Raw genomic sequence first — 12,715 nt, forward strand, 5'->3', positions numbered from 1 at the left:
GCCCGGCCGGCCCGCCGTCCGGTGCGGCGGCAACGATCCCGGCGTGCCTTTCATATCCGGCCGTAGCGCGCCGCGGCCGGCACGGGTTGGACGGACCGCGGCGGCCGGAGGCCACGCACTGCCCGCACTGCCCGCACCGCCCGTGCCGTCCCGTCCGGCATCCCTGCATGCTGCCGCCGGCCCTCGGGCCGCCGTCAGGCGGCCGCGCCGGTGTGCGTGCCGATGCGCGTCTGCCGCTGGTAGAGCAGTACCGAAGTGGCGATGCCGCCCGCGGCGGCCAACGCCGCGAACAGGAATACCTGCGGATAGCCGAACTCGCCCGCCACGTAGCCGGCGAGCGGCCCGGTGATGCCGAGCGACAGGTCGAGGAACACCGAATAGGCCGACAGCGCGGCGCCGCGGCTTGCCGGCGGCACCAGCGCGACGGCCTCGACGCCGAGCGCCGGGAAGATCAGCGCGAAGCCGAAGCCGGTCAGCGCGGCGCCCGCCAGTGCGACGTGCGGCACCGGGGCGAGCCAGAGCAGCAGCAGGCCCGCGCATTCCACGCCGAACGACACGATCGCCACGCGGAACCCGCCATAGGTCTTGATGCTGTTCGCGAACAGCAGGCGCGAGCCGATGAACAGCAGCCCGAACACCGTCAGCGAGAGCGCCGCGTTCGGCCAGTGGCGCGCCGCGTAATAGAGCGCGATGAAGGTGGAGATCGAGCCGAAGCCGGCCGAGCCGAGCGCGAGCCCGAGGCCGTGCGGCAGCACGCGCGTGAATACGCTCGCGTAGGACATCCGCTCGCCGTGGACGAGCGGCACCGGCGCGACGCGCAGCGCAAGCCAGTAGCCGCCTGCCGCGAGCGCCACCGTCAGCACGCCCAGCAGGGCCGCGTTCAGCGAATGCGCGATCGCCACGCCGAGCGGCGCGCCGATCGCGAGCGCCCCGTAGGTGGCGATGCCGTTCCACGAGATCACGCGCGCGTTGTGGGCCACGCCGACGCGGCCGATGCCCCACAGGATCGCGCCGGTGCCGACCAGGCTCTCGCCGACGCCGAGCACCAGCCGGCTCGCCGTCAGCAGCACCAGGCTCACCGCCGGCCAGCGCACGAACAGCAGCGCCACCAGCAGCAGCGCGCCGCTCGCGCCGCAGCCCACCAGCCCGCGCAGTACCGTGCGCTGCGGCCCGAGCGTGTCCGCGCAGCGCCCCGCCAGCGGGCGCGAGGCCAGCGTCGCCAGGTATTGCACGCTGATCACGGCCCCGGCCACCACCGCCGACAGTCCCAGTTCCTCATGCACGAAGCCCGGCAGAACCGCGATCGGCAGGCCGATGGTCAGGTAACAGACGAAGGTGAACGAGACGACGGAGACGATCTGCAGCGTCGTAGAGAACGCGCTGCGCGCAGGCAAACCGGAATCGGATGACATGGGGAACGGGTCGAGCGGAAAACGGGCGTCGGTAGAAACCCGAATTGTTGCATGGAACCGTTACCGTCGCATGGACCGCTTAGTTCATCAGACGAATGACTGTGGCGCGCACGCTGCATTCCGATATGGCGTGGGCAATATGTGCCCCATGTCGTTCGGCCTATGGGTTGGCATTTTCGGCGATGATAGCTTGCGACCTATTGACTCAGACCACGGCGCGAATGCCGGGCAACGGCCGCCGCGCCTGCGCCTCGCCGCGTGCCCCGACCCACGATACCCATGAGCCAACCGATCCGTTTCCATTTTCGCCAGGCAATCCGCGAAGTCGGCGGTGCCGCCACCACCCGCACCGTCCTGCAGTACCTGCGCGAGGACGCCGCCTGCACCGGCACCAAGGAAGGCTGCGCCGAGGGCGACTGCGGGGCCTGCACGGTGGTGGTCGGCGAGCTGAACGACGCCGGCCGCGTCGAGTTCAAGGCCGTCAACGCCTGCATCCAGTTCCTGCCCACGCTCGACGGCCGCGCGCTCTACACCGTGGAGGACCTGCGCCAGCCCGACGGCTCGCTGCACCCCGTGCAGCAGGCGATGGTCGATTGCCACGGCTCGCAGTGCGGGTTTTGCACGCCGGGCTTCGTGATGTCGATGTGGGCGCTCTACGAGCGGCACGGCGGCGCGCACGCGGCCGGCCCGTGCGATTCGGCTGCGCCGGCGGGCTCGCCCTGCGCGCGGGCCGCTGCGCCGTCGCGCGCCGAGATCGCCGACGCGCTGACCGGCAACCTGTGCCGCTGCACCGGCTACCGGCCGATCGTCGACGCGGCCGAGCGGATGTTCGCGATGGCGCCGCCCGCGGCGCCCGTCGATACCGCCGCGCTGGCCCGCACGCTCACCGCGCTGCGCCGCGACGACACGTTCCACTACGAGCACGCCGGCCGCCGCTTCGACGCGCCGCGCAGCATCGAGGCGCTGGCCGCGCTGCGCGCCGCCAAGCCCGAGGCACGGCTGCTGGCCGGCAGCACCGACGTGGGGCTGTGGGTCACCAAGCAGCTGCGCGAGCTCGGCGACCTGATCTACCTGGGCCAGGTGGCCGAGCTGCGCCGCATCGACGAGCGCGACGGCTGGCTCGAGATCGGCGCGGGCGTGTCGGTCGAGCGCGCCTATGCGGCGCTCGCCGCGCACTACCCCGAGCTGACCGAGATGTGGAAGCGCTTCGCCTCGCTGCCGATCCGCAACGCCGGCACGCTCGGCGGCAACGTCGCGAACGGCTCGCCGATCGGCGATTCGATGCCGGGCCTGATCGCGCTCGGCGCGCGCGTGGTGCTGCGCGGCCCCGAGGCGGCCCGCGAGCTGCCGCTCGAGGATCTCTACCTCGCGTACCAGAAGAAGGACATGGCCGCCGACGAGTTCGTCGCCGCGCTGCGCGTGCCGCTGCGTACCGGCGCGCGCGCGAACCTGCGGTTTCGGACCTACAAGCTGTCGAAGCGCTTCGACTCGGACATCTCGGCGGTCTGCGCCGCGTTCGCGTTCATCGCCGACGGCGAGGCGATCCGCACGCCGCGCGTGGCGTTCGGCGGCATGGCGGCCACCCCGAAGCGCGCCGCGCAGGCGGAGGCGGCGCTGGCCGACGCGCGCTGGCACGAGGTCACCGTGCAGGCCGCGATGCAGGCGGTCGAGCGCGATTTCGCGCCGCTCAGCGACATGCGCGCGACGAGCGGCTACCGGCTCGACGCCGCGCGCAACCTGCTGTACCGCTTCTGGCTGGAGACCCGTGCGCACGCGCCGCTCGGGCCCGAGGCGCTGAACGTGCGCTGCGTGAGCGCCGAGGCGGCGGGGGCCGCCGGGCCCGCCGTCGCCGACCTTTGACCGAACCGGAACACGAAAGACCCGCGCCATGAACCAGCAAGCCGAACCGTTCCTGAATGACCTCGATTTCCGGCAGGTGCACGTCTCGCGTCCGCACGAATCCGCGCATCTGCACGTGAGCGGCCGCGCCAGCTACACCGACGACCTGCCGGTGCTCGCCGGCACGCTGCACGCCGCGCTCGGGCTGAGCACGAGGGCCCATGCGCGCATCGTCTCGGCCGATCTCGACGCGGTGCGCGCCACGCCCGGCGTGGTGGCCGTGTTTACCGCCGAGGACATCCCCGGCGTCAACGACTGCGGCCCGGTGATCCACGACGATCCGGTGCTGGCCGACGGCGTGGTGCAGTTCGTCGGCCAGCCGGTGTTCATCGTGGTGGCCACCTCGCACGACGTCGCGCGGCTCGCCGCGCGCCGCGCGAAGATCGACTACGCGGAGCTGCCGGCGATCCTGACCGCGCAGGCCGCGCGCGCGGCCGAGTCCTACGTGCTGCCGCCGATGAAGCTCGCGCGCGGCGACGCGGCCGGGCGCGCGGCGGCGGCCCCGCGGCGCGACGCGGGCGAGCTGACGCTGGGCGGCCAGGAGCAGTTCTATCTCGAAGGGCAGGTGGCCTACGCGGTGCCGAAGGACGACGACGGCATGCACGTGTACTGCTCCACGCAGCACCCCAGCGAGATGCAGCACGTGGTGGCGCACCTGCTCGGGGTGGCCTCGCACAACGTGCTGGTGGAATGCCGGCGCATGGGCGGCGGCTTCGGCGGCAAGGAATCGCAGTCGGCCCTGTTCGCGTGCTGCGCGGCGCTCGCCGCCTGGAAGCTGCTGTGCCCGGTGAAACTGCGCGCCGACCGTGACGACGACATGATCATCACCGGCAAGCGCCATGACTTCCATTACCGCTACGACGTGGGCTACGACGAAACCGGCGCGATCGACGGCGTGTCGGTGGAGATGACCTCGCGCTGCGGCTTCTCGGCCGACCTGTCGGGGCCAGTCATGACGCGCGCGGTCTGTCACTTCGACAACGCCTACTGGCTGCCCGACGTCTCGATCGCCGGCTACTGCGGCAAGACCAACACCCAGTCGAACACCGCGTTTCGCGGCTTCGGCGGCCCGCAGGGCGCGTTCGCGATCGAGACCATCATCGACAACATCGCGCGCGATCTCGGCCTCGATCCGCTCGACGTGCGCTACCGCAACCTGTACGGCCGGGACGAGCGCAACGTCACGCCCTACGGCCAGACCATCGAGGACAACGTGCTGCACGCGCTGCTCGGCGAGCTGGAGGCGACCAGCGGCTATCGCGCGCGGCGCGCGGCCGTGCGCGAGTTCAACGCGCGCAGCCCGGTGCTGAAGAAGGGCATCGCGCTCACGCCGGTCAAGTTCGGCATCGCGTTCAACGTCGCGCACCTGAACCAGGCCGGCGCGCTGGTGCATATCTATACCGACGGCTCGATCCTCGTGAACCACGGCGGCACCGAGATGGGGCAGGGGCTCAACACCAAGGTCGCGCAGGTGGTCGCGCACGAACTCGGCGTCGGGTTCGGCCGCGTGCGCGTGACGGCCACCGACACCAGCAAGGTCGCGAACACCTCGGCCACCGCCGCCTCCACCGGCTCGGACCTGAACGGCAAGGCCGCGCAGGACGCCGCGCGCCAATTGCGCGAGCGGCTCGCCGCGTTCGCCGCCGAGCGGCTCGGCGAGCCCGACGCGCCGGCCGTGGCCGCCGCCGAGGTGCGCTTCGCCAACGATCAGGTGTGGATCGGCGCGCGGGCCGTGCCGTTCGGCGAGGTGGTCGCCCAGGCCTATCTGGCGCGCGTGCAGCTATGGTCGGACGGCTTCTACGCCACGCCGAAGCTGCACTGGAACCAGGCGACGCTGCAGGGCCGGCCGTTTTTCTATTACGCCTACGGCGCGGCCTGCAGCGAGGTGGTGATCGATACCCTGACCGGCGAGATGCGCGTGCTGCGCGCCGATGTGCTGCACGACGCGGGCGCCTCGCTGAACCCGGCGATCGATCGGGGCCAGGTGGAGGGCGGCTTCATCCAGGGCATGGGCTGGCTCACCAGCGAGGAGCTGTGGTGGAACGACGGCGGCCGGCTGATGACGCACGCGCCGTCCACCTACAAGATCCCGACCGTCAACGACACCCCGCCCGACTTCCGCGTCGAGCTGTTCCGCAATCGCAACGCCGAGGACAGCATCCACCGCTCGAAGGCGGTCGGCGAGCCGCCGCTGCTGCTGGCGTTCTCGGTGTTCTTCGCGATCCGCGACGCGGTGGCGGCGGTCGGCGACTACCGCGTGCAGCCGCCGCTGCATGCGCCCGCCACCGGCGAGGCGATCCTGGGCGCGGTGCAGGCCGTGCGTGCGGCCGCCGCGCGCAGCTGAGGCATCATGCTGCCGTCACCGCGCCGGGCCGGCCGGCTTCGCGACCCCGTGCACGCGTTCGCGCCGATGCACGTGGTGCTGTTCGGCGCCGGCCACGTCGGCCATGCGCTCGTCGCGCTGCTCGCGCATCTGCCCTGCATCGTGCAGTGGGTGGACACGCGCGACGAATGCTTTCCCGACGAGCTGCCGCCTAACGTGCAGCCGGAGCCGACCGACACGCCCGAGGCGAGCGTCGACGCGGCGCCGCCCGGCAGCTACTTCCTCGTCATGACGCACAACCACGCGCTCGACTTCGCGCTCGCCGAGCGGATCCTGCGCCGCGACGATTTCGCCTACTTCGGCATGATCGGCTCGCACACCAAGCGCGTGAAGTTCGAGCGGCGCCTGATCGGGCGCGGCGTGGCGCCCGCGCGGCTGGCCGACATGATCTGTCCGATCGGCGTGGCCGGCATCGTCGACAAGGCGCCGCCCGCGATCGCGGTGGCGGTCTGCGCCGAATTGCTGCAGGCGCGCACCGGCGCCGCGCGGCGCCGGCGGCGCGCCGGCGAGGCGTTCGCGGCGCCGTGAAGCGGGTCGAGCCGGCGCGGGCGCGGGGGCTGCCGGCGATCGGCAAACGCACGCGGCACTTTTCAAACGCGCCGTGATTCGCGAAGATGGAACGCTGTTTCCACTCCAGCGGCCTTTGCCGGGCCGCGTCACCCACCATGTCCAGGCATTTCGCCCTGTCCTTTGCCACGCGCCGTCGCGCAGCGCTTCGCGCCTGCGCCGCCTGCCTCGCGGGCGCCGCCACGCTCGCCGCCTCCGCGGCCCATGCCGTCGAGCTCCACGTCATGAATTCGGGCGGCTTCACCGCCGCCTACCAGCGTCTCGCGCCGAAGTTCACGGCCGCGACGGGCGACACGCTCGAGATCACCTACGGCCCGTCGATGGGCGAGACCCCGCAGGCGATTCCGAACCGGCTCGCGCGCGGCGAACCGGCCGACGTCGTGATCATGGTCGGCTACGCGCTCGACCGCCTGATCGCCGAGGGCAAGGTGCGCGCCGATTCGCGCGTCGAACTCGCCGATTCGCGGATCGGCGCCGTGGTGCGCGCCGGTGCGCCGGTGCCCAAGATCGATACCCCCGAGGCGCTGAAGGCCGCGCTGCTGGCCGCGCCCTCGGTCGCGTATTCGGACAGCGCGAGCGGCGTCTACATCGAGCGCGAGCTGTTCAAGCGGCTCGACATTGCCGCGCAGATGGGGCCGAAGGCGGTCAAGGTGCCGCGCGTGCCGGTCGCCTCGAAAGTGGCCGACGGCAGCTACGCGCTCGGCTTCCAGCAGGTGGCCGAACTGCTGCCGGTGAAGGGCGTCACGTTCGCGGGGCGGATTCCCGAGTCGCTGCAGTCGGTCACGCGCTACGCGGGCGGGATTCCGACCGGCGCCCGGCATCCCGCGCAGGCGCGCAAGCTGCTCGACTATCTGGCTTCGCCGGCCGCGCGCGCCGACGTGGTCGCGACCGGGCTCGATCCGGTCCCCGCGCAATGAAGCGTGGCGCCGGGCGCGGGTTCGGCGCGCCCCGGCCCTGCCGTCCGGCGCCGCCGCCTCGCGGTCCCGCTCGAGGGGCCGCTCGAGACTATCCTCGATGCGCCGCCCGGGCCCGGCCGCGCAGCGGTTCCCGATGAACGATTCGCAACCCTTCCTCGACGCCCTCGTCTCGATCTGCACCGAGATCGAGGCGTGGCTGGGCGGCACCGCCGCCTCGGCCGCGGCGCTCGACGCGCTGCTCGAGCGCTTCGCGCCGGCCTTCACGATGGTCGGCACCGACGGCGCGTGCCTGGACCACGCCGGCCTGCGTGCCCTGTTCGCGCGGCTAGCCGGCTACAAGCCCGGGCTCGAGATCAGGCTGGCCGCGCTGCGCACGATCGCCGTGTATCCGGGCGGCGCGGTGATCGGCTACGACGAGCATCAGCGCGCCGCGAGCGGAGCGCTGCGCGCGCGCCGCTCGACCGCCGTGCTCGAACGCGACGCGGCCGACGGCCGGATTCGCTGGCTCCATCTGCAGGAAACCTGGCTGGACGCCTGAGCGGCCTCAGCGCCCCGCCTGGTGCCGCGCGCGCGGCCGCGTGGTCAGCGAATCCGACACCGACTTCACGAGCGCGCGCAACCAGGCGAGGTCGGACGGCCGGTCCGGCTGCGGGTGGGCGAGCTGATAGCACCGGATGCGCGGGAACGACACGGGCGGCGCGAGCATCACGAGCGGCAGCATCCGGGCGTAATGCTCGGCGAAGCGGCGGGTGGTGGTGAAGATCAGGTCCGACTGCAGCAGCACCTGCGGGATCACGCCGAAGTAGGGCAGCGTCGTCACCACGCGGCGCTCGAGCTTCGCGCGCGCGAGGCCGATCTCGATCGCGTTGCGCGCCCCGCCCGTGTAAGGCGTCGGCGCGAGATGGGCCGCCGCCGCGTAGGCCTCGCGCGTGAGCGGCGCGTGCGCGAGCGGGTGCGTCTCGCGCATCAGGCACACCACGGTGTCGGGGAACAGGTCGCTGCGCGCGAAGCGCGGATCGGGCCGCGGCCAGTTCGCGATCACCAGGTCCAGCGCGCCCGAGTCGAGCGCGCCGGCATGATCGAGCGCCGGGTTCAGCGAATCGAGCTCGAGGCGCGCGAGCGGGGCCGCCTCGCGAAACCGCGCGATCAGCGTCGGCATGAAGAAGTCGTTCAGATAGTCGGGCGCGGCCAGCCGGAAGGTGCGGCGCGAGCTAGCCGGATCGAAGTCGCCGTGCGGCGTGGCGATGAAGTCGACGTCGCGCAGCGCGCGCTGCGCGGCCTCCAGCAGCGACGCGCCGTACTCGGTCGGCACCATGCCCGATTTGCCGCGCACCAGGATCGGATCGTTCAGCACGGCGCGCAGGCGCCGCAGCGCCGTGCTGATGGCCGGCTGCGTCTGGTTCAGGCGCAGCGCGGCCTGGGTCACGCTGCGCTCCAGCAGCAGCGTGCGCAGCACCCGCACGAGCCAGATGTCGAGCGAGTCGGTGCGGGAGTCGGCGGTGTCGTCGTCGGTTGGCATCGGCGGGGCGTCGAGGGCGTCGCGCCAAGGATATCGGGGCGCGCGGCCGGGGCGCGGGCCGGCCGGTTATCCGCGGTATCGGCGCGGCTTGCCGCGATCAGCGGTGGCCCGGCGGCAGCGTGCTGATCCGCTTCACTTCCTTCGATTCGAGCCAGTTCGGCGTGCGCGCGCAATAGAGCACCATCGGCAGCGCGTCCTCGCCCCAGAACAGCTGGCGGTTCATCCAGAAGGTCGGCACGCCGAACACGCCGAGCTCGATCGCGTCCTGCGTGTTGCGCTGCAGTTGCGCGTGGGTCTGCGGCGCGTCGATGCGCGGGTCGTCGGCGGCCACGCCCACCCGCTCGCAGAGCGCGGCGAAGCCTTCCTCGGCGAGCGGATCGCGCCCCTCGCGCCAGATGAAGCGGAACATCTCGCGCACCACGGCGAGATCGGCGTCCACCACGATCGCGAGGCGCAGCAGGCGCGTCGAATCGAACGGATGCGCGGGCGGCATGCGCAACGCGATGCCGAGCTGCTCGGCGCGGAACAGCGCATGGCGATAGGTGAACACGCGCTTGGCCGGCACGTCGTACATCGGACGCTGCCCCCAGTGCGCCTGCAGGACCGGCAGCGACACCGGGACCGGCGCGAACGGCATGCTCGGCCACTTGTCCTGCTGCTCCAGCAGCAGATACGTGAACGGTGACAGGAAATCGTAATACCAGCGGGGTTGGCTGGCATCGTGGCCCACGGTCATCGGCAAGTCTCCTGAGGAAAGGCGGGGGGCCGCGCGGCCCGCGTGTCGCCATGGTACGCAATGGCGACGGCGATTGCAGCAATCGCGGCGCCCTGGCCGCTCGGGCATCACGGCGCGGCGCGGGCGCCCTCCGGCGCGCCGGCGGCGAGCCGATTCAGCCTCGCCCGCCCGGCTCAACCCGGCGCGGCGGCGGCGCCGCCGGCCGGCGCGGCATCGCGCGGTGCCGCGTCCTGCGCGAGCAGGCGTTCGCGCACGAAGCCGATGTGCTCGCGCAGCACGTAGAACTGTCCGGCGTAGGCGAGCGGCATCTTCATGCGGTTGACCGAATCCTCCACGTCGTCGAGCCGTTCGAGCAGCGCGAGCCGTTCGCGCCCGCTCGGCTCGCCGAGCGCGCTGCGCTCCAGCGTGATGAGCGCGCCGTACCAGCGGTAGATCCGTGAGCGGACCCGCCAGCCGTACAGCATCGGCACGAAGCGCAGCCCCGGGATCAATACCACCACCAGCGGCACCACGATCACCAGCAGCCGGTCGACGAGGCTCGCCACCCAGAACGGCAGCTGCCGGTAGAGGAAGGTCTTGCCGGACTTGTAGTAGCGCGCCGCGTCGTCGGACAGCGGGAAGCTGCCGTGCGTGACGGGCGACGGGAATTCGCCGGCGCGCTGCAGGATCGTCGCGCGCCCGTGCACCTCGCGCGCGGCCTCGATCAGCAGGTCCGACAGCGCCGGATGCAGCGAGGCGCGCGCGATCAGCTCGACGGTGGGCGACAGCGTGTGGATATCCTCCGGCGGCAGGTTGGTGCCGGGGTCGTACACGCCCATCGGCAGCGTGATGTCGGTCAGGTACGGGAAGCGCCGCGTGTAGGCCTCGGCCTGCGGGAACGAATAGAAACGCACCCCCGGCGCGCGAAACAGCTTGGCCATCACCGGGATCTGGGTCGAATCGCCCGACAGGAACGCCGCGTCGATGCGGCCGTCGATCAGCGCGCGCGCGGCGTCCTCGCCCGCGAGCGGCAACAGCCGCGTCGCGCCGCCCGGCACGATGCCGTTGAGCTTCAGCAGCGCGAGGCCGAGCTCGTGGGCGCCGCTGCCGTCCGGGCCGAGCGCGAGCCGCTTGCCGTCGAACTGCGAGAGCCGCGCGACGGGCGGGCCGCGGTAGAGGATCGCGAGCGGCAGGTAGCCGACGCTGCCGAGCGAGACCAGGCTGTCGGGCCGGTCCTTCTGATCGACGCCGCTCTGCACGAACGCCACGTCGACGCGCCCGTGCGGATCGAGCAGGCGCTGCAGGTTCTGCGCCGAGCCTTCCGAGGGCAGCACCTCGAGCGTCACGCCGTTCTTCGCGAGGATTCGCTGATACCGGCGCGCGGCCATCCAGTTGGTGCTGCCGGGCGGGCCGGCCGAGAGCACCAGATGGGTGGGCGGTGCCGGCTGGATCAGCCGGATCGCGAGCCAGATCGCCGCGGCGCCGAGCAGCAGCGCCGGGCCGAACGACATCGCCAGGTCGCGCCACGACACCGCGACGAAGCGGGCCAGGAACCGGTGCGGACGGCGGGAGCGAGGCGGGCGGGCAGTCATCGCGGTGCGATACGAAGGGCGGGAGGGCGGCGCGCGGGCCGTGGCGACGGCGAGGATGGTACCCTAGTTCGGCGGCCCTGCGGCGGGCGGAACGCGCGATGCGGGAAGGTCCGGATGCCGTCGCGCCGTGCCGCTGATCCGGCGCGCAAATCCTTTGCGCTTCGTGGGCCGCTGGATTACATTGGGCGTCGCAGCCGCGCCGTGTCCGTCGCGGCGCGACCCGGCAAGCCGTCCAGACCAGACCGGGCGCGAGACGGACCACGGCCCGGCAGTCCGGCCGCCGTGCGCGCGCCGGGCGAACGCTGCGCCTCTCGTATCTGCGTGAAAACGTCGGCCGACGGCATCCGTCGCCGGCCGTTCATCTGGGGGTAATTCGGCCGCCGGTCTCGTGCGGCCGTTTCCGGAATCACAAGGAGAAACTATGAAGTCGATCGTGTGGAAGTCTCTGGGCAGCGCGCTGGTTGCGGCGCTCGTGTGCGGCAACGTCTATGCGCAGGCGAGCGACGCCGCCTCGGGCGCCGAGGCGCCGGCCGCCAGCAAGAGCACGCAGAAGGCGGCCGCCAAGGCGGCCCACAAGTCCAACCGCAAGCTCGGTTACGCGGTGCGCAAGGCCATCACGAAGGCGGGCGGCATCGACGTGTCGAACATCACCGTGCGCTCGAAGGGCGGCGCGATTTCGCTGCAGGGCACGGTGCCGGACCAGTCGCAGATCGACAAGGCCGGCGAAGTGGCCAAGGGCGTGGCGGGTGTCACCTCGGTCGACAACAAGCTGACCGTTCAGCAGCAGTAAGACTGCAAACGCCGGCGGCGTCGGCCGCCTCGCGTGAAACCTGCGCCGCCTCGAGCGGCGCATTCTTTTTGAGGCGGCAGGCGGGGTCGTGCCGGCCGCCGGAGGCAGGCCCGCGGCGCGCGCCGTGCCGCGTCAGGAGGCGACGAGCTTCAGGCCGACTGCCACCAGCGTCGCGGCCAGAACGTTGCGCAGCAGGCGTTCGGGCGCGCGCGTTGACAGATGGCTGCCCGCCACGATGCCGGGCAGCGAGCCGAGCAGCAGCGACACCAGCATCGACCAGTCGACCGAGCCGAGCAGCCAGTGGCCCATCCCGGCCACCAGCGTGAGCGGCACCGCGTGCGCGATGTCCGAACCGACGATGCGCGTGGTGGACAGCGTCGGATAGAGCAGCAGCAGCACCGTCACGCCGATCGCGCCCGCGCCCACCGAGGTCAGCGACACCAGCACGCCGAGCACGATGCCGGTCAGCACCGTCAGCGCGACGGTGCGGGCCGGATTCGGCGCCAGTGCGTGGCGCGAGGCGAACGCGGCGAGCTGCGGCCGGAACATCAGCGCCACCGAGGTCAGCAGCAGCGCGCCGCCGAGCACGATCTGGATCAGCCGGTTGGTCGAGGTCGAGCCCAGGCCGTGTGCGTGCAGCAGCCACAGCGTGAGCGCGGCGGCCGGCACGCTGCCCGCCGCGAGGCGGCCCGTGATGCGCCAGTCGACCGAGCCCTTGGCGCCGTGCACGAGGGTGCCGGTGGCCTTGGTGGCCGCCGCGTAGAGCAGGTCGGTGCCGACCGCCGTGGCCGGATGGACGTTGAACAGCAGTACCAGGATCGGCGTCATCAGCGAGCCGCCGCCCACGCCCGTCATGCCGACGAGAAAGCCGACGAACAGGCCGGAGGCGGTGTAGAGCAGATCGATATGGGGAAGCGACAT

General features: G+C 72.1%; 11 protein-coding genes. 6 read left to right on the plus strand and 5 right to left on the minus strand.

Going from position 1 to position 12,715, the window contains the following annotated elements:
- Nucleotides 1-194: 194 nt before the first annotated feature.
- Nucleotides 195-1,412 (minus strand): MFS transporter, encoded by a 1,218-nt coding sequence (locus tag KS03_RS20615; protein WP_012734781.1) that lies wholly within the window; start codon nucleotides 1,410-1,412, stop codon nucleotides 195-197.
- A gap of 279 nt (nucleotides 1,413-1,691) precedes the next feature.
- Here KS03_RS20615 and xdhA point away from each other — a divergent pair, with 279 nt between their 5' ends.
- The 5 genes from xdhA (at nucleotide 1,692) to KS03_RS20640 (ending at nucleotide 7,716) form a co-directional block, all read left to right on the plus strand.
- Complete coding sequence (gene xdhA / locus KS03_RS20620; protein ID WP_012734782.1) at nucleotides 1,692-3,272, plus strand: xanthine dehydrogenase small subunit; 1,581 nt, start codon at nucleotides 1,692-1,694, stop codon at nucleotides 3,270-3,272.
- 28 nt (nucleotides 3,273-3,300) lie between these two features.
- Nucleotides 3,301-5,655 carry a xanthine dehydrogenase molybdopterin binding subunit gene (xdhB, locus tag KS03_RS20625; protein WP_012734783.1) on the plus strand — a complete coding sequence of 785 codons (2,355 nt, stop codon included), beginning with the start codon at nucleotides 3,301-3,303 and terminating at the stop codon, nucleotides 5,653-5,655.
- 6 nt (nucleotides 5,656-5,661) lie between these two features.
- Nucleotides 5,662-6,222 (plus strand): xanthine dehydrogenase accessory protein XdhC, encoded by a 561-nt coding sequence (gene xdhC, locus KS03_RS20630; RefSeq protein WP_012734784.1) that lies wholly within the window; start codon nucleotides 5,662-5,664, stop codon nucleotides 6,220-6,222.
- Between the two features lie 137 nt (nucleotides 6,223-6,359).
- Entirely contained in the window at nucleotides 6,360-7,178 is an 819-nt protein-coding gene (locus tag KS03_RS20635; protein ID WP_017924047.1) for a substrate-binding domain-containing protein, read from the plus strand.
- 133 nt (nucleotides 7,179-7,311) lie between these two features.
- The gene (locus tag KS03_RS20640; protein ID WP_012734786.1) at nucleotides 7,312-7,716 is read left to right on the plus strand and encodes a polyketide cyclase; all 405 of its coding nucleotides are present in this window, start codon (nucleotides 7,312-7,314) and stop codon (nucleotides 7,714-7,716) included.
- Between the two features lie 6 nt (nucleotides 7,717-7,722).
- On the opposite strand, the gene KS03_RS20645 is transcribed toward KS03_RS20640, so the two are convergent.
- From KS03_RS20645 to KS03_RS20655, 3 genes are all read right to left on the minus strand, one after another.
- Nucleotides 7,723-8,697 carry a LysR family transcriptional regulator gene (locus tag KS03_RS20645; RefSeq protein WP_012734787.1) on the minus strand — a complete coding sequence of 325 codons (975 nt, stop codon included), beginning with the start codon at nucleotides 8,695-8,697 and terminating at the stop codon, nucleotides 7,723-7,725.
- A gap of 97 nt (nucleotides 8,698-8,794) precedes the next feature.
- Nucleotides 8,795-9,433 (minus strand): 2-hydroxychromene-2-carboxylate isomerase, encoded by a 639-nt coding sequence (locus KS03_RS20650; protein WP_012734788.1) that lies wholly within the window; start codon nucleotides 9,431-9,433, stop codon nucleotides 8,795-8,797.
- A 173-nt stretch (nucleotides 9,434-9,606) separates the two neighbouring features.
- The gene (locus KS03_RS20655; protein WP_012734789.1) at nucleotides 9,607-11,004 is read right to left on the minus strand and encodes a TAXI family TRAP transporter solute-binding subunit; all 1,398 of its coding nucleotides are present in this window, start codon (nucleotides 11,002-11,004) and stop codon (nucleotides 9,607-9,609) included.
- Nucleotides 11,005-11,425: 421 nt separating this feature from the next.
- Between KS03_RS20655 and KS03_RS20660 the strand changes: the two genes are divergently transcribed.
- Complete coding sequence (locus KS03_RS20660; protein WP_012734790.1) at nucleotides 11,426-11,794, plus strand: BON domain-containing protein; 369 nt, start codon at nucleotides 11,426-11,428, stop codon at nucleotides 11,792-11,794.
- Between the two features lie 132 nt (nucleotides 11,795-11,926).
- Here the strand turns inward: KS03_RS20660 and KS03_RS20665 are convergent, their stop codons facing one another.
- Nucleotides 11,927-12,715, minus strand: coding sequence for a sulfite exporter TauE/SafE family protein (locus KS03_RS20665; RefSeq protein WP_012734791.1), 789 nt, complete (start codon nucleotides 12,713-12,715; stop codon nucleotides 11,927-11,929).

The organism is Burkholderia glumae LMG 2196 = ATCC 33617, from assembly GCF_000960995.1.
GTDB lineage: Bacteria > Pseudomonadota > Gammaproteobacteria > Burkholderiales > Burkholderiaceae > Burkholderia > Burkholderia glumae.